This is a genomic window from Rhodopseudomonas sp. NSM, assembly GCF_052445935.1.
Lineage (GTDB): Bacteria > Pseudomonadota > Alphaproteobacteria > Rhizobiales > Xanthobacteraceae > Rhodopseudomonas.
This window is the reverse complement of record NZ_JBQTCH010000003.1, coordinates 71,370-87,818: the sequence shown is the minus strand read 5'-3', so window position 1 is coordinate 87,818 and position 16,449 is coordinate 71,370. Positions and strand designations below refer to the sequence as shown.

The window sequence follows — 16,449 nt, the reverse complement described above, 5'->3', positions numbered from 1 at the left end:
GCGGTCATGGTCGGCGCATCGCAACCGAACCGAAGGAGACCACCATGATCCGCCCATCCATGCTGCTCCGCCGTGCGCTGCAGGCCGACGCGCTGGTCAGCGGCGCGATGGCGCTGCTGCTGGCATTCGGCGCCGGCGCGCTGTCGCCGCTGCTCGCGCTGCCGCAGCCGCTGCTGCTCGAGACCGGACTGTTCCTGATTGCCTATGCGGCGTTCGTCGGGTGGCTCGGCACCCGCGCTGCAATGAACAAGCCGCTGGTGCTGCTTGTGATCGTCGGCAACGCGCTGTGGACGCTCGGCAGCATCGCGCTTCTGATCAGCGGCGCGGTGACGCCGAACGCGCTCGGCCTCGGCTTCGTGGCGATGCAGGCGATCGCCGTCGGCGTGTTCGCCGAGTTGCAGTTCATGGGGCTCAGGCGCAGCGAGCGGGCCGCGATGGCGTGACACCGTCATTGCGAGCGCAGCGAAGCAATCCAGGCACCGAGCGCGGCGCTGGATTGCTTCGTCGCTTCGCTCCTCGCAATGACGTGGAGGAGCTTCTGAACGATCGAGATCCCACACCACGTCTTGGCCGGGCTCGTCCCGGCCATCCACGCCTTACTTGCTGTTTCGCGGCAAGTTCGTGGATGCCCGGGACGAGCCCGGGCATGACGAATGTTAGACGATTTGTGCGGCCTCCAGCGTGTCCTACGCGGCGGCCTTGGGCTTCCTGGCCTCGGGCTTCTTGGCCTTCATGCCCGTCGTCTTCGCCTTGGACTTCGTGGCTTTCGCCGTCTTGCCGCCGGCTTTGCTCGGCTTCGCTGCCCTCGCCTTCTCAGCCTTCTCAGCCTTCTTGCCAGCGCCCTTCTCGGCCTGCTTCTGCGCCTTGCGCGCGGCCTTCTGTTTCAGCAGGGCCTTTTCGGCACGCGCCTCGGCGGCCTTCTTCTTGCGCTTCTTCTCGCAGGATTCGCATTTGCAGCCGATCGGCTTCAGATATTCCTTGAAGTAATCGGTGCCGTAGTCGTAGTTGATCTCTTCGCCGGGCTCGATGTTCTTGATTGCGCGGATGATGATCTTGCGCTTCTTGACGTTGACGTCCGACTCCGCATTCGGCTTGCAGGCGTGATTGATGTAGCGCGCGATGTTCTTGCGCACCGAGCCGTCGACCGTCCAGCGCTTGCTGATCTGGAACAGATACTTGTTCTCGACCGCGTCGTCCTTCTTCTTGTTGCAGTCGAGCATCGGCCCGAAATAGCGGATGATCTTGGTGCCCTTCTTGATCGGCTGGGTGGCGAACAGGCCGAGTCCGGTTTTGGAGCGGCCAACGCGATAGGGCTTGTTCGACAAAGCGGGCATGATGTCTGAATCGTATCGTGTGCGGTGACGGGATCGCGAGCGGGTCTTCTAGATCGATTCCGCGGCAATTGGCAGGACTTTCATGACCTCCGATCGAGCCGTCCCCAGCCTGCAGCCCTGCCGATGCCGCAGCCGGGGCGGCGACTGTACCGGACCGCGAACGCCCTGCCGCTCGCGGCCTGATCGAAACAGCCCGGCTGGCGCAACCATGTGCATCGGCCCCGGTTTACATCCCGCAGCGCAACCCACAATATCCGCCTGTGACGGGTAGCCGCCGGCCTCGATCGGCGGCGTCCCGCGAGCATCCCATGGCCCGAGGAAACCGCAATGAAGGCCGTGTTCGCCAAACTCGGCAGCGACTTTTTCTCCACCATCATCTTCGTGGTGCTGTATTTTTCGACCGGCAATGTCGCGCTCGCGACGCTCGTCGCGGTGGTGGGCGCGGTCGGCCAGTTTATCTACGCACGGATCAGGGGCCTGCGGCTCGACGTGATGGCCTATGCCAGCGTCGCGCTGGTGGTGGTGCTGGGCGGCGCGACGCTGATCACCAACGATCCGCGCTTCGTGCTGATCAAGCCCAGCGTCGGGCACATCGCGGTCGGCGCGATCATGCTGCGGCGGGACTGGATGCTGCGCTACGTGCCGCCGATCGTGGCGACCACGATCCCCGCATACGTCCGGGTCGCGGGCTATCTGTGGGCGGTGCTGATGATCGTGCTGGGCGCCGGCGTGATTGTGGCGGCGATGGCGGGCGACATCAGGGTCTGGACCTTCTACGTGATGGTGGTGGCGCCGGCCGCCAAGGTCCTGGCCATGGTGGTGCAGTATCTCGTCTTCCGCCTGGCGATCCGCAACCGGCGCCGCTCGGCCGCCGCGGCGTCCGCGGCGATGGCAGAATAGCGCGCCTGCGGAGGTCTCGCCTACATTCGCGGTTCGGCGGCGGCGACCGCCGCGGTGACGCGTTGCTCGATCTGCGCCGTCGCCTTCGCATAACGGGCGTCGCCCTGATACTCCACGATGATGCGGCGCGCCCCGTCGGGCAGCGCCGAGGTGGTGAAAGCCGCCGTTCCGGCACGATCGAGCGGCACATCCGCCGCCATCACGCTGTCGCCGTCGCGGAATGTGACAGTGCCGCCCGGCGCGCCGCCGCTGCCGGTCACCGTCGCGGTGAATGTCACGATGTCGCCCGGCGCGGTGATGTCGTCCGACGACGACAAACTGACGCCCGGGATCGCCGGCACATCGAGCACCACCTCCGCCGACTGGCTCGGCAGCGCGATCACCGGCAGAAGGCTGGCGCTGCCGCTGTAGTCGGCGCGCAGGGCGTGCCGGCCCGGCGCGAGGCCCTCGACCGTCAGCCGCGGCTGCGCGACGCTGGTCCAGCCCAGCACCCGCATCGTCGTCAAGTCGAGGAAGGTGATCCGGCCGTCGGCGACGCCGGCCCCGAGTTCGGTCCTGAGCTCCGCGCTCAATGTCGCGCGGCCGAGCGCCGCCGGATCCGCCGAGGCCGACACGGTGATCGTGGTCGGCTCGGAGATGATCTCATATTGCGCAAACGCAGCCCCGGTCGCGACAACCGGAAGAAGCGAGGCGGCCAGCGCCAGGCCGCGCAAATATAACCAACGCATGTCGAGCCTCCACCGGGCGAGCGGTCGAACCTCGAGGCGTCCTCCGGGGCGGACCATATCACGGTTGCTGCGGCGTACCATAGGTACTCGCATGCGCAACTAGTAGAGCAGAACACCGCTCCCCCCGCACCGCGTCGGCGCTCGCGTCCCCTCGCCGCAGCCGGCGTCCCTGATCGGGCTTGTTTGCGCGCCCCGCGGCATATTAAGACGGGCCGCCCGGCATCTTTCGAGGCCGGCCCCAAGGGAGAGACAGATGGCAGTCGACGGAAACTGGAAGATCACCATGAGCACGCCGATGGGCGAGCGGCAGGCCGACCTGACGCTGAAGGCCGACGGAACCACGCTCACCGGCACACAATCCGCCGACGGCGATGCGGGCGAGATCTTCGACGGCACGGTGAACGGCGACGACGTCGCCTGGAAGCTGTCGATCACCAACCCGATGCCGCTGACGCTGAGCTACACCGGCAAGGTCTCGGGCGACAGCATTTCCGGCGAAATGGGCATCGGCCCGATGGGCTCGTTCCCGTTCACCGGCGCGCGGGCGTAACAGATTGCCCCAGGGAGTCATTCCGGGGCGCGCGTGAAACGCGCGAACCCGGAATCTCGAAGTTGTTGAGCACCTGACTGCAACAACCTCTGGATTCCGGGTTCGCCGCTGCGCGGCGCCCCGGAATGACGGTGCGAGGTTGTTAGCGCCGCCTCAGCCCAGATTCAGTTCCTTGAAGAAGTCGTTGCCCTTGTCGTCGACGATGATGAAGGCCGGGAAGTCGACGACGTCGATCTTCCAGATCGCCTCCATGCCGAGCTCGGGATATTCCAGCACTTCGACCTTCTTGATGCAGTGCTCGGCGAGGTTCGCCGCGGCGCCGCCGATCGAGCCGAGATAGAAGCCACCATACTTCTTGCACGCCTCGCGCACCGCCGGCGCGCGGTTGCCCTTGGCGACCATCACCATCGAGCCGCCGGCCGCCTGGAACTGATCGACGAACGAGTCCATCCGCCCCGCGGTGGTCGGGCCGAACGCGCCGGAGGCGTAGCCGTCGGGCGTCTTGGCCGGGCCCGCGTAGTACACCGGATGGTTCTTGAAGTAGTCCGGCAGCTTCTCGCCCTTCTCCAGCCGGTCGCGGAGCTTGGCGTGGGCGGCGTCGCGCGCCACGATCATGGTGCCGGTCAGCGACAGCCGGGTCTTGATCGGGTAGTTCGACAGCTTGGCCAGGATCTGCGGCATCGGCTGGTTCAGATCGATCTGCACGACCTCGCCGCCGAGCGCCTGCTCGACCTCCGGCAGATATTGCGCCGGGTTGTGCTCCAGCTCCTCCAGAAAGACGCCGTCGCGGGTGATCTTGCCGAGCACCTGGCGATCGGCCGAGCACGACACGCCGAGCCCGATCGGCAACGAGGCGCCGTGGCGCGGCAGCCGGATGACGCGGACGTCGTGGCAGAAATACTTGCCGCCGAACTGCGCGCCGACGCCGAGGCTCTGCGTCATCTTCAGGATTTCCTGCTCCATCTCGAGGTCGCGGAAGGCGTTGCCGAATTCCGAGCCCTGCGTCGGCAGCGCGTCGAGATAGCGCGCCGAGGCGAGCTTGACCGTCTTCATCGTCGACTCCACCGAGGTGCCGCCGATCACGATCGCCAGATGATAGGGCGGGCACGCCGCGGTGCCGAGCGTCATGATCTTCTCTTTCAGGAACGCCAGCAGCCGGTCGCGGGTCAGCACCGACGGCGTCGCCTGGAACAGAAAGCTCTTGTTGGCCGAGCCGCCGCCCTTGGCCATGAACATGAACTTGTAGGCATCATCGCCCTCGGCGTAGATCTCGCACTGCGCCGGCATGTTGTTGGCGGTGTTCTTCTCCTCGTACATCGTCAGCGGCGCCACCTGCGAGTAGCGCAGATTGCGGCGCAGATAGGCGTCGCGCGCGCCTTCGGAGAGCGCCGCCTCGTCGTCGCCCGCGGTGATGACGTTGCAGCCCTTCTTGCCCATGATGATCGCGGTGCCGGTGTCCTGGCACATCGGCAGCACGCCGCCGGCCGAGATGTTGGCGTTCTTCAGAAAGTCCAGCGCCACGAACTTGTCGTTCGGGCTGGCTTCCGGATCGTCGAGGATCTTGCGCAGCTGGGCGAGATGGCCCGGCCGCAGATAATGGTTGATGTCCCCGAACGCCGCCTCGCTCAACGCCCGCAGCGCCTCGCGCTCGACCACCAGCATCGGCCGGCCCAGCACCGTCTCCACCCGCACGCCCTCCGACGTGATCTTGCGATACGGCGCGGTGTCGGCGCCGAGCGGAAACAGCGGCGTGTGCGTGTAGGGCGGAACCGGCGTGGCGGCGGAAGGGATGGGCGTGGGTGCGTTCATGGGCGGGGCCTCAGGATGGATTTGCGGCCCTGTCTAGTCGGTTTCGGCGGAGTTTTGAAGGGTTCAAAATCGGTGCTCCGGGCCGGCTTGGTGCTCCTTTGTAGCCATGTTCAACCGGGCCGCAACTGCCATGCTTGCCATGAGCGCCGTTCACAACGGCTCCCGAATGAGGCCTCGCTCATTCTGGTTGCGGGTAGCGGCAGGCTGCTTCGCCCCGGTACCCACTCCATCATTCCTCCCGCCTCCTCGCGCCGTGGACGATGTTGAGCACCACGATTTCATTCGCCGAAGCATCTACGCGATAGACGATGATATATGGAGGCTCGAGCAATTCGCGCGTGCCGTCTACGAAGCCCGGACGTCCCATGCTGGCAAGGCCCGGCGTCGCCAGACGGTTCACACGCAACAAGATCCGCCCGACAATCGCTCTGGCCGCACGCGGTTTGTCCTTGGAAATCCAATCGAGAATGTCGTCGAGGTCGCGACGCGCGGCCTGCCGGACCACGACTTTCACGGATCGAGACGCCGCTTGAAGTGAGCGTTGAATTGTTCGAGCGTCATCGTTGCGGCATCACTGTCCGCGAGTCGCCGCCGAACGTCATCGGCCTGTTCATCGGACAGCAGGTATCCGCTCGAATCCGACGCCTCCATCGCCGTCAGGATATCCGCGGCCTCTTCCTGGCGCTCGGGCGACCAGGTCAGCACGCGATCCAGGATGGCCTTCACCTGTTCTCTGCTCATGGTCGGAGCCTAACACTTTCCAACAGCCTGTGCAGCCGTCTCAATCCCGCCCGGGCGATCCCTTACCGAATATCTACCTCCCGCCCCATTTTGCATTCCGCGCCGGCTTCGCTATGAAGCTTGGCCGGATTGTTGGTGGAGCATTGCATGATGATCGTCGTTACAGCCGCCCTGTCGCTCCCGCGCGCCGCGTCGATCGCCGCCCTGGCGCTGGCCGCGTTAACCTTCGCCGCCTCCCCCGCCCGCGCCGATCGCTGTGACGATCTCGCCGCCGCCCTCACGTCGCAGATCGACGGCGTGTCCGTCGGCAAGACCGTCGCCAATGTGATCTACCTGTCGCATCCGGCGGCGAAGTCGCTGCGGCTGGGCTGCCCGAGCCGCACGATAAAGAACGAGGTGTTCGGCATCGCGCCTTCGCGAAAACCGTCGGCGGCGTTTCAGGAGGTCGTCGCGAGTGCTGCGGCGATCGTGTTCACGATCCCCAAATCGGACACGCTACGCGGCGTCAAGCGCTGCTTCAGCCGCGTCGGGCTGCTGCGCGGCAACGATATCAAGACGCGCTTCCGCCGCCTCGACATGCGCTGCATCCGCGGCAAGGCCGAATCTTCGATCTCGGTGTCGCGGAGCAATGCAGAGTAAGCGGCGCGCCGGGCTTGCGCTGCGGACACCAGCACTCGATTTCGTCATTCCGGAGATGACGAACGAGAGGCCTACTTCTGCTCGAACGCGTCGTAGACGATCCGCTTCAATGCCTGCTGGATGCGGACGTGGTCGGGTCCGAGGTTTTCCATCAGCAGGATGGTCAATTGCTGCGCGCGGTCGATGACGAAATACACCCCGCTCGCGCCGTCCCATTTGATCTCGCCCAGCGAGCCGGGGTCCGGCGGCCGCTTGTCGCCGGCCGAGGTGCGGACCGCGTAGCCGTAGCCGTAACCGAACCCATCGCCCGGATAATAGTGCTCGTTGCGTTTGATGCCGGTCTCCGGGCCGATATGATCGCTGGTCATGGCCTTGAACGCCGACGGGCTGAGATAGCGCCGGCCCTCGAATTCGCCGCCGTTTTCCAGCATCTGCACGAAGCGCGACAGATCCCGGCGGGTCGAGACCATGCCGCCGCCGCCGGATTGCCAGCGCGTCGGCTCCAGCGCGTTGCGCTCCTCGCGACGATCCTTCGGCAGCCGCTGCGCATAGCGCGCGCGCTCGGCCGGATCGGTGAGGAAGAATTTGGTGTCGGTCATGCCGAGCGGATCGAGCAGCCGCTGCTTCTCGAAGGCGTAGAGCGACTGGCCAGACACGACCTCGATGACGCGGCCGAGCACGTCGTAGGAGTGACCATAGTTCCACAGCGTGCCGGGCTGATCGGCGAGCACGGCGTGGGCGATCCGGTCGGCGAACTCTTCGTTGTCGTAGTCGCCGAAATACATCGCGGAATACAGCCACTTCACCATGCTGTCGCCGCCGTAGAAGCCATAGGTGATGCCGGAGGTGTGCAGCAGCAGGTCCTCGATCGTGATCGGCCGCTTCGCCGGGACCAGATTGAGCTGCCGGTTGCCGTTGTCGGCTTTGCTCTCGACACCGACGAACATCCGGTCGAAAGCCGGGATGTATTTGCCGACGGGGTCGATCAGCTTCAGCTTGCCGTCGTCGACCAGCATCATCACGGCGACGCTGGTGATGGTCTTGGTCACCGAATGCAGCTCGAAGATCGCATCGTCCCGCATCGGCTTGCCGTGGTCGACGTCCTGCAGGCCGAAAGACTTCGCGTAGACGGTCTCGCCGCGGTGGCGGATCTCCACGATTGCGCCGGGGATCTTGCCGGCTGCGACTTCGGCGTTGAAGAAACCGTCGATCCGCGACGCCAGCAGGTCGCGCGACAATTCGGCCTGCGGCGGCGGGCCGATGCGTTCGCCCGCGGCGGGCGCGGGAGCCGTGACGGCGCAGGCCGCAAGCATGCAAACCAGTGCAACGGCTCGCCACGCCGCAGCCAGGCCGCGACGATCCCCGCGCATCCTCGCCATGGTCGGTCGTGATCGATGTATTTTAGCCAAATGCGATCGGGCGGTTGCGTGCAAAGTTCACCTGCCGGGGGGATGATGTTGCGATCCGACGACGGGCGCGATGTCCAACGAGGCTTCTTTGGCTCAGGTCGCGCCGTGTGATCGTCGGTGACACTCGCGAGTTTACGAGGATCGATGATGAGTAGTAGCATTTCGAGCGTATCGTCGACGACGGTCTCGAAGCCGACGCAGGCGAGCCCTCCGCCCCCACCGCCTCCGGCCAAGGAAACGGACGATTCGACGAAGACCCCACCGGCGAAGGCGGCGCTGCCGCCCGGACAGGGAACGCGGGTCGATCAACTCGCCTGACCGGCGAACCGTCCCGGTGACCGGCCCCGCCTCGCGCGGGGCTTTTCACATCCGCCTCCCGGCTTTCGACCATGTTCGATCTCTGCTGATGAGGGCCTGCCGGCACCGCGAAAACGCACCGTCTCGACAACAATCGGCGGCGCCGGATGGTTGCATGGCGCCGGATTCGTCGCACCGCGACCGTGCGCGGCTATCGCCGGCAGCCTGCGCTCTGATAGAACGGGCGAGGCCGTCGATCGATCCAGGCGGCGTACCCGGGAGCGAATTGATGACCGGACGGAAAGTCTGCACCGGCGGGTGCCATTGCGGCCAGGTGCGGTTCGAATGCACCACCGATTTTGCGATGGTGACGGCGTGCAATTGCTCGATCTGCACCAAGAAGGGATTGCACTTCACGTTTCTGCCGCCGCAGAGCTTTCAGCTTCGGGCCGGTGAAGACAGCCTGAAGGAGTATCTGTTCAACCAGCGCGCCATCCGCCACCAGCTCTGCGTCGAATGCGGCGTCGACGTGTTCGCGCGCGGCACCAAGCCGGACGGCAGCGAAGTGATCGCACTGAACGTCTCGTGCATCGACGGCATCGACCTCGCCGCGCTGAAGATGACGCCGGTGGATGGGCGGAGCAGGTAGTCGTCCCTCTCTCTGTCATTCCTGGGCGCTCGCGCCAGCGAGCGAACCTGGAATCCGGAACTGAGGCGCATGAGATTCCGGGTTCGCGCCGATGGCGCGCCCCGGAATGACTCGCGGAGAGGCATGCGCGACGACCGACGCGATTACTTGTCCAGCGCCTTGTAGTGGCGGAAGATGCCGTCCTCGTTGAACGGGATGCGGCGGGCGCTGGCGAGATAGGCCTCGATGTTCGGCCGCGCGGCGACGCGATCGTGCAGGCCGATCAGGCCCGGCAGCTCGCGCTCCAGCTTCTTCATGCCGCGCGGAAACGCGTAGCGCATCCCCGCGACGATCTGGAACAGCGACAGATCCGCGTAGGTCGGCTTGCGCCCGGCGACGAACGGCCCGCCGCTGCCCGCGATCAGCCGCTCGAAATAGCCGAGATATTTCGGCGCGCGCTGTTTGCGGAATTCGGCGCTGCGCTTCTTCGCCGCGGCGCGCTGGTCCTCGTAGTACAGCGAGGTGCCGATCGGGTGGTGGGTGTCGTGCACCTCCTGGACGAAGTCGGCGATGGTGAGCTGGAGCTGATGCACCCACAGCCGGCCGGCCTCGGTCTTCGGCGCGAGGCCGTGCCGCGCGCCGAGATACAGCAGGATATTGGCGGTCTGGCCGATCGTCAGCGATCCGGCCCTGAGGAACGGCGGCGCAAAGGACGGCGTGCCGCGCTTGCCCTGCATCAGCTTCATCATGGCGCCGACGCCGGCCTTGTTGCGGCGGGCGACGTCTACATAGTCGGCGCCGGCCTCTTCCAGCGCGAGGCGGACGAATTCGCCGCGGCCCTGGATGGTCGGCCAGTAATACAGCTCGTATCGCATTGCGATCCTTCCTCCGTTATCCGGTCCAGGATAGCCCAATGCGGTAGCGTCGCGCCGGTTCACCAGCGCAATGCTGGCGCCCCGCGAACACAAAAAAGCGCCGCGGAAACCTCCGCGGCGCTTCGGCCTCACCTGCGTGAGGGTTAGTTGGTCTGCTGGATCGCCGACAGTTCCCAGCTGGCGCCCGGCCGCCGCGCGAAGGTCCACACTTCGGTGACCTCGATCGGCGTCTCGCTGCCGGCGACGAGCCGGTCGGTGCCGCGCTCCAGGGTCTTGTCGACCAGCGAGAACCGCATCGCCACGGTGGCGTAATCGGTTTCGCCTTCGCGCCAGGCCTCGGCGAGGTCGCCCTGCAGCAGCTTGACGTCCGACACCTTGTTGATGTCGTTGTTCGCCTTGTTCTCCGCCAGATCCTTGGCGAAGTACGACGCCATCTCGGGGGTCGTGAGCTGGTTCAGCTTCTCCGTGTCCTCGTTCGACCAAGCCGACTGGATATCGCCGAGCAGCTGCTCGAACGCCTCGTAGTCCTCCGGCTTGATCTCGAGAGGCGGCAGGTTCGGGGCGCTGCCACCGCTGCCGAAGCCGAAACCGGTGCGATAGGCGGGCGCGGGCTCGGGACCAGGGCCGACGGTCGGACCGGCGTTGGCATTGCTATTGGCATAGGCCGGCACCGGCTGCGGGTTCTTGCGCCGCTGCCACCAAGACCACGCCAGTCGCGCCACCACGACGACCAGGACGACCTGGATGATCAAGCCGAGGATCGACGCGAAGCCGCCGAGGCCGGACAGGAAGCCGCCGCCGAACAGCATGCCGAGCAGGCCAGCGCCAAGGAAGCCGGCGGCGAGGCCGCCGAGCATACCCATGCCGGGCCGGTTGAAGAAGCCGCCCTTGGCGGCTGCGCCGGCTGCGGGCGCGGCCATTCCCGGGCTGCCCGGCTGGCTCATGGAGCGATTAAACGGCTGGGCAGCGTTCGGCGCCGTCGGCGTCGCTTTCGGCGCCATAAAGCTGCGCGAGCCGCGCGAGCCAGAGCTGCCGCCGCCGCCAACGCGCGCGTCGGCCGCGGACGAGAGCGCAAGCGCCAGCGGCATGGCCAGCGACAGGGTCACGGCCAGTGCAGCAACAACGCCACGCGTGCGATGCAAAAAGTTCATTGGTTTCCCTCAATCCCCGTCAGGGGGAAGCTCCCTAAAAATGGTCAGGGCGGCCCGAATTGGAAGCCTTCTCAACGTCGCAGGGGCGTCGCAAGGCTGCGGCCCTCGGTCGCGGGAGTGCGTGATCGAAACGGCTCCACAGACCTAACGATCGGTTTCGCTCCGCCGAGACGAGGGCGAGACAAAGGCCGAGAACGAGAATCGGTAGCAACAATTTTAATTCAATCAGAGCCGGATCTGCTCGCGACGAGCTGCTCGGCGCCGGGCTTCGGCGGGCATGACTGCCGCGGATCGGTCGATTGCCGAGCGGTGCCGTAAGCGGCGAGGAAAACGTCCACCGCCCGTCCGACCGACTGATCGATGAGTTCGGCGGTGATCTCATCGCCGAACTGCAAATTTCGGCGGAAAATGATCTCTGACTGGAGCAGCGCCAGCAATTGATGTGCTGCGGCTGTTGCATCTCCGGTCGACAGATGCCCCGCTTGCGTCGCGGCTTTGATGTAGTCCGTGAACGCCTCGATCGCACGTCCCGGGCCGGCCTGGTAGAAAATTCGGCCGAGATTTCCGATCCGTCCATGCGCGATCGCAAGCCGGTAGGCGGTCGTGGCATCTTCGGACAATACCCGCACGACGAGTTTTTTGCCGACATCCGACAGCACGGTTCGCGGGTCTTCCGCGGCACGATGCAAGAGCCCTTCGAGCATCACCAGAATCTGCTGGCCCGCGACGTTCAACGCGACGTGGACGAACAACTCCTCCTTCGAGGGGAAATAGCCGTAAAGCGTCGCCTTCGAGCCGCCGAGCCGCTTCGCGATCTCCGACATCGAGGCTCCATCGAGTCCCCGCTCCTGGAACACTTCGGCAGCGATCCTGAGTATCGCGTCTTTCTTCGCCTCTGTTCTGACCCTGGCCATCATCCCGTCCTGTGGCGCGAGCCATCCCACGAGCCTCGCAACGCAACAATCATACTGAACGTACGGTCATATTGACATACGACCAAGACAAATATAACCGTACGTACGGTATATTTTAGGCTTCCGTGACGCGATGGCCGAGCGGGAGCGACGTAACAGAAGAGACGACGGCGATGAGTGTGATTGCCTGTATCCGATCCAGCATCGTCGTCCTGGCCCTGTTTGCCGCCGCCTGTGATTCCGCCGCGCCGAAGCCGGACCGTGGCGGCAAGGATCCCAGCCGGACGCCGCAACCGGTGATGGTCGTGACGGCTCGTTTCGAGGACAGCGGCAGAATTCGGACCTTCGCGGCCACCATTCGGCCGAGCATCGAAAGCGACCTCGGATTCCGCATCAGCGGCAAGGTCGCGCGGCGGCTGGTGCGGACCGGCGACTTCGTGCACAGCGGCCAAGCGCTTTTGACGCTCGACACCAACGATCTGCGACTGCAGCGCGAGCAGGCGGAAGCGGAGGTGAAGGCGGCGCAGTCCAGCCTGGTCCAGGCCGAGGCCGACGAAGCACGCGCCACCGCGCTCCAGAGCAAAGGCTGGACGACGAAGGCCACACTGCAGAAAGCAGGCGCGACCGCCGAGGAAGCGCGCAGCCGGCTGGTTCGCGCGCAGCGCGCGCTCGATCTCGCCACCCACTCCCTCGACTACGCCACCCTCGAGGCCGACGCGGACGGCGTGATCACCGCGACCCCGGTCGAACCGGGACAGGTGATCAGCGCGGGGCAAGCCGCGGTTCGTCTGGCGCGTCGATCGGAACTGGAGGCGGTGGTCGCGCTGCCGGAGAGCTACGTCGAGCCTGTACAGCGCGCCACCGCCTCGCTGTCGCTGTGGTCGCTTCCAGGCAAGACCTACGACGCGCGGCTGCGCGAATTGTCGTTCGCGGCCGATCCGGCGACGCGCACCTTCGCGGCCCGCTTCGTGATTCCGAGTGCGGATGACAAGATCCGGATCGGGATGAGCGCCACGCTCACACTGCGCGAGCAGGCTGGACGACATTTTGCGCGTCTCCCGCTGACAGCGGTGTTCAACCATGGACGTGGCGCGTCGGTTTTGATCGTCGGCGACGGCGGCAGGCTGAGCGAGCGCCTCGTGACGATCGAACGCTACGAGGATCGCAGCGCCCTGGTCACCTCCGGTGTGATGGATGGCGAGTCGGTGGTCGCACTCGGCGTCGAGAATCTCGATCCGCGCCTGACCGTGCGTCCGGTCTCGTCTCTCTCGCTCAGTTCGGCGGACAAGTGATGCGGCAGTTCAACCTTTCCGCATGGGCGGTGGCTCACCGGCCATTGATGATCTTCCTGATCATCGTGATCGGCGCCGCCGGCATCATGTCCTATCAGCGCCTCGGCCGTGCCGAGGACCCGTCCTATACCATCAAGGTCGCAGTGGTGACGGCGACGTGGGCCGGCGCGACGGCCGAAGAGATGCAGTTCCAGGTCGCGGACCGGATCGAGAAGAAGCTGCAGGAATTGCCGTGGTTCGACAAGGTCACGACCTATTCGAAGCCGGGTTTCACCGCGGCCCAGATGGAATTTCGCGATACCACGCCGCCGGCGCAAATCCCCTGGCTGTTCTATCTGATCCGCAAGAAGCTGGCGGACGTGAAGCCGGATCTGCCAGAGGGCGTGGCAGGACCGGAGGTGAACGACGAATACGGCGACGTCGATTCGATCGTCTATACGCTGAAATCGGAGAGAGTCGATTACGCCGACCTCAAGCGGCTCGCCGAGCAGGTCCGGCAGCGACTGCTCAAAGTGCCGAACGTTTCGAAGGTGACGATCTACGGCACGCAGGACGAGCGCATCTTCGTCGACTTCGACCACGTCAAACTCGCCAATCTCGGGATCGCGCCGCGGACGATCTTCGACAGCCTGGCCCGGCAGAACGACCTCGCACCGGTCGGCATGGTGCAGACTCAGTCGACCCGTATTCCGCTGCGCGTCTCCGGCGCATTCGACGGCGTCCGGGCGGTCGAGGAAACGCCGATCGCGTCCAACGGCACGGTGATCAGGCTCGGCGACATCGCCTCGGTGTCGCGCGGCTATGTCGATCCGCCGCAGTTTCTCGTGCGGCAACGCGGCGTTCCGGCGCTGGCGATCGGAATCGTGATGCGGAAGGGCGCCAACATCCTGGACCTCGGCGAGAACGTCGAGGCGGCGATGGGCGATGTCGAGCGGGCGACGCCGGTCGGTCTCACCTTCGAGCGCATTGCCAATCAGCCCGCTGTCGTCCGCGAGGCCGTCGGCGACTTCATGCGGTCGTTCGTCGAGGCGTTGACGATCGTTCTGCTGGTGAGCTTTGTCTCGTTGGGATGGCGTGTCGGCATCGTGGTCGCGACCTCGGTCCCGCTGGTACTCGGGATCGTCTTCACCGTGATGCTGATCATCGGCATCGATCTGCATCGGATTTCCCTCGGAGCGCTGATCATCGCGCTCGGTCTGTTGGTGGACGACGCCATCATCGCCGTCGAGATGATGGTGGTGAAGATGGAGCAGGGTTTTGATCGGGCCCGGGCGGCTTCGTTCGCCTGGGAATCGACGGCCTTTCCGATGCTCACCGGGACCTTGGTCACGGCCGCCGGTTTTCTGCCCGTCGGCATGGCGGCGAGCGGCACGGGCGAGTACGCCGGCAGCATCTTCTGGGTGGTTGGAATTGCATTGCTGGCGTCCTGGGCCGTCGCCGTGATCCTCACGCCCTATCTCGGCTTCGCCCTGTTGCCGAGCCGTTTGAACGACGGCCATGCGGATCATGCGATCTACGACAGCGGATTGTATCGCCGGCTCCGAACGATCGTGTCCTGGTGCATCCGTCACCGCATCATCGTGATCAGCGTGACGAGCGCCGCCTTCGTGATCTCGATCGTCGGCTTCGGCAAGATCCAGCGCCAGTTCTTCCCGACCTCCGACCGAACCGAATTGTTCGTCGAACTACGGCTGCCGGGGGGAAGCGGGATCGAAGCGACGCTCGCCAAAGCCAAGCAGGCGGAAGCGCTGGTGGCCGGAGACGACGACATCGTCACCTGGAGTACCTATGTCGGCAAAGGGCCACCGCGCTTCATTCTGAACGTCAACCCGGAACTACCGAACGATTCCTACGGCGAGCTCGTCATTGTCACCAAGGACAGCGCTGCCCGCGAGCGGGTCAAGCGCAAGATCGAGCAAGCCATCGCGGAAGGCGCGATCGCAGGCGCGCGGGTCCGGGTCAGACGGCTGGCCTACGGGCCGCCGATCAAATTCCCGGTTCAGTTCCGGGTGATCGGTGAAGATCCGAACACGGTGCGCTCGATAGCCTATCAGGTCCGCGACATCATGCGCGACAATCCGAACGTGATCGAGCCGCAGTTCGACTGGAACGAGCAGATGCCCTCGATTCGACTGGTGGTCGATCAGGATCGGGCGCGGGCGCTCGGGCTCGATCCGCAGTCGATCTCGCAGACGCTTCAGATGCTCACCACGGGGGCCACGGTCACCACCATCCGCGACCGGACGGAGAAGGTCGCGGTGGTGGCGCGGGCGATCGCAACGCAACGCACCGACCTCGGCGCGATCGACGATCTCACCGTATTGTCGCGCAATGGCGTCCCGATCCCGTTGTCCCAGGTCGCGGAGATCCAGCAAGGTCACGAGGAAGCGATCCAATGGCGGCGCGATCGCGACATGGCGATCACCGTTCGCAGCGACGTTCGGGACGGCGTGCAGGCGCCTTTCGTGTCGTCGGCGGTGTGGACCGCATTGACGGATCTGCGTCGGCATCTGCCGATCGGTTACAGGATCGAACTGGGCGGCGCGATCGAAGATTCCGCGAAGGCCAACGGCGCGCTGTTCGCCGTGGTGCCGGCCATGCTCGTCGTCATGCTCACCGTTTTGATGGTTCAGCTCCAGAGCTTCGCCAAGCTCGCGTTGGTTCTGCTGACAGCTCCGCTCGGCTTGATCGGAGCGAGCGCGGCGCTCCTGCTGTTCGGCAAGCCTTTCGGTTTCGTCGCGCTGCTCGGGCTGATCGCGCTGGCCGGCATGATCATCCGCAACGCCGTGATCCTGGTCGATCAGATCGAACAGGACGTCGCCGCCGGTCATCCGCGCGACGAGGCGATCATCGGTGCCACCGTCCGCCGCGCGCGGCCGGTGATCCTGACCGCGCTCAGCGCGGTGCTCGCCATGATCCCGTTGACGCGATCGAGCTTCTGGGGACCGATGGCCGTCGCGATCATGGGAGGACTGTTGGTTGCAACGGTGCTGACGCTGCTGTTCCTGCCGGCGCTCTACGCGCTTTGGTTCTGCCGGTCCCCGACTCCTGCAGTCACGATGCGGCAACGCGTCGGCGACATCGCGAACCTCGCCGGATCGTTCTGGAACTTGTTGTTGGGCGTCACGGTGCGACGATCCGATACCAAGAGTTGATCGTCATGGCCGCCATCGAGGTCGATC

General features: G+C 65.4%; 16 protein-coding genes. 7 read left to right on the top strand and 9 right to left on the bottom strand.

What is annotated here, in order from left to right:
* Positions 1-44: 44 nt before the first annotated feature.
* Positions 45-443, top strand: a complete 399-nt coding sequence (locus tag ACTZWT_RS08820) for a hypothetical protein (protein ID WP_444769304.1) — start codon at positions 45-47, stop codon at positions 441-443.
* 243 nt (positions 444-686) lie between these two features.
* Here the strand turns inward: ACTZWT_RS08820 and ACTZWT_RS08815 are convergent, their stop codons facing one another.
* Positions 687-1,334: an SET domain-containing protein gene (locus tag ACTZWT_RS08815; RefSeq protein WP_444769303.1), complete on the bottom strand. Its 648-nt coding sequence runs from the start codon at positions 1,332-1,334 to the stop codon at positions 687-689.
* A gap of 327 nt (positions 1,335-1,661) precedes the next feature.
* Here ACTZWT_RS08815 and ACTZWT_RS08810 point away from each other — a divergent pair, with 327 nt between their 5' ends.
* Positions 1,662-2,234 (top strand): inner membrane-spanning protein YciB, encoded by a 573-nt coding sequence (locus tag ACTZWT_RS08810; protein ID WP_444769302.1) that lies wholly within the window; start codon positions 1,662-1,664, stop codon positions 2,232-2,234.
* A 20-nt stretch (positions 2,235-2,254) separates the two neighbouring features.
* Here ACTZWT_RS08810 and ACTZWT_RS08805 read toward each other — a convergent pair whose 3' ends face one another.
* Positions 2,255-2,962 (bottom strand): Ig-like domain-containing protein, encoded by a 708-nt coding sequence (locus ACTZWT_RS08805; RefSeq protein ID WP_444769301.1) that lies wholly within the window; start codon positions 2,960-2,962, stop codon positions 2,255-2,257.
* A 253-nt stretch (positions 2,963-3,215) separates the two neighbouring features.
* On the opposite strand from ACTZWT_RS08805, the gene ACTZWT_RS08800 reads away from it, so the two are divergent.
* Positions 3,216-3,512, top strand: coding sequence for a hypothetical protein (locus ACTZWT_RS08800; RefSeq protein ID WP_444769300.1), 297 nt, complete (start codon positions 3,216-3,218; stop codon positions 3,510-3,512).
* 153 nt (positions 3,513-3,665) lie between these two features.
* Here ACTZWT_RS08800 and ACTZWT_RS08795 read toward each other — a convergent pair whose 3' ends face one another.
* From ACTZWT_RS08795 to ACTZWT_RS08785, 3 genes are all read right to left on the bottom strand, one after another.
* Positions 3,666-5,321 carry a fumarate hydratase gene (locus ACTZWT_RS08795; RefSeq protein ID WP_444769299.1) on the bottom strand — a complete coding sequence of 552 codons (1,656 nt, stop codon included), beginning with the start codon at positions 5,319-5,321 and terminating at the stop codon, positions 3,666-3,668.
* A gap of 229 nt (positions 5,322-5,550) precedes the next feature.
* Complete coding sequence (locus ACTZWT_RS08790; RefSeq protein WP_444769298.1) at positions 5,551-5,835, bottom strand: type II toxin-antitoxin system RelE/ParE family toxin; 285 nt, start codon at positions 5,833-5,835, stop codon at positions 5,551-5,553.
* Positions 5,832-6,047: a hypothetical protein gene (locus ACTZWT_RS08785; protein ID WP_444769297.1), complete on the bottom strand. Its 216-nt coding sequence runs from the start codon at positions 6,045-6,047 to the stop codon at positions 5,832-5,834. Before ACTZWT_RS08785 ends, ACTZWT_RS08790 begins: the two co-directional genes overlap by 4 nt.
* Before the next feature lie 165 nt (positions 6,048-6,212).
* Between ACTZWT_RS08785 and ACTZWT_RS08780 the strand changes: the two genes are divergently transcribed.
* Complete coding sequence (locus ACTZWT_RS08780) at positions 6,213-6,701, top strand: hypothetical protein (RefSeq protein WP_444769881.1); 489 nt, start codon at positions 6,213-6,215, stop codon at positions 6,699-6,701.
* A 71-nt stretch (positions 6,702-6,772) separates the two neighbouring features.
* Here the strand turns inward: ACTZWT_RS08780 and ACTZWT_RS08775 are convergent, their stop codons facing one another.
* Positions 6,773-8,014: a serine hydrolase domain-containing protein gene (locus ACTZWT_RS08775; RefSeq protein ID WP_444769296.1), complete on the bottom strand. Its 1,242-nt coding sequence runs from the start codon at positions 8,012-8,014 to the stop codon at positions 6,773-6,775.
* Positions 8,015-8,696: 682 nt separating this feature from the next.
* Between ACTZWT_RS08775 and ACTZWT_RS08770 the strand changes: the two genes are divergently transcribed.
* Positions 8,697-9,056, top strand: coding sequence for a GFA family protein (locus tag ACTZWT_RS08770; RefSeq protein ID WP_444769295.1), 360 nt, complete (start codon positions 8,697-8,699; stop codon positions 9,054-9,056).
* Between the two features lie 143 nt (positions 9,057-9,199).
* On the opposite strand, the gene ACTZWT_RS08765 is transcribed toward ACTZWT_RS08770, so the two are convergent.
* The 3 genes from ACTZWT_RS08765 to ACTZWT_RS08755 all read right to left on the bottom strand — a co-directional run bounded on the left by ACTZWT_RS08765 (position 9,200) and on the right by ACTZWT_RS08755 (position 11,975).
* Entirely contained in the window at positions 9,200-9,910 is a 711-nt protein-coding gene (locus ACTZWT_RS08765; protein ID WP_444769294.1) for a glutathione S-transferase, read from the bottom strand.
* Positions 9,911-10,053: 143 nt separating this feature from the next.
* Positions 10,054-11,061 (bottom strand): Tim44 domain-containing protein, encoded by a 1,008-nt coding sequence (locus ACTZWT_RS08760; protein ID WP_444769293.1) that lies wholly within the window; start codon positions 11,059-11,061, stop codon positions 10,054-10,056.
* A 221-nt stretch (positions 11,062-11,282) separates the two neighbouring features.
* Entirely contained in the window at positions 11,283-11,975 is a 693-nt protein-coding gene (locus ACTZWT_RS08755) for a TetR/AcrR family transcriptional regulator (RefSeq protein WP_444769292.1), read from the bottom strand.
* A gap of 173 nt (positions 11,976-12,148) precedes the next feature.
* Here ACTZWT_RS08755 and ACTZWT_RS08750 point away from each other — a divergent pair, with 173 nt between their 5' ends.
* Both ACTZWT_RS08750 and ACTZWT_RS08745 read left to right on the top strand, forming a co-directional pair.
* Complete coding sequence (locus tag ACTZWT_RS08750; RefSeq protein ID WP_444769880.1) at positions 12,149-13,267, top strand: efflux RND transporter periplasmic adaptor subunit; 1,119 nt, start codon at positions 12,149-12,151, stop codon at positions 13,265-13,267.
* The gene (locus ACTZWT_RS08745; RefSeq protein WP_444769291.1) at positions 13,267-16,422 is read left to right on the top strand and encodes an efflux RND transporter permease subunit; all 3,156 of its coding nucleotides are present in this window, start codon (positions 13,267-13,269) and stop codon (positions 16,420-16,422) included. Before ACTZWT_RS08750 ends, ACTZWT_RS08745 begins: the two co-directional genes overlap by 1 nt.
* Positions 16,423-16,449: the final 27 nt, after the last annotated feature.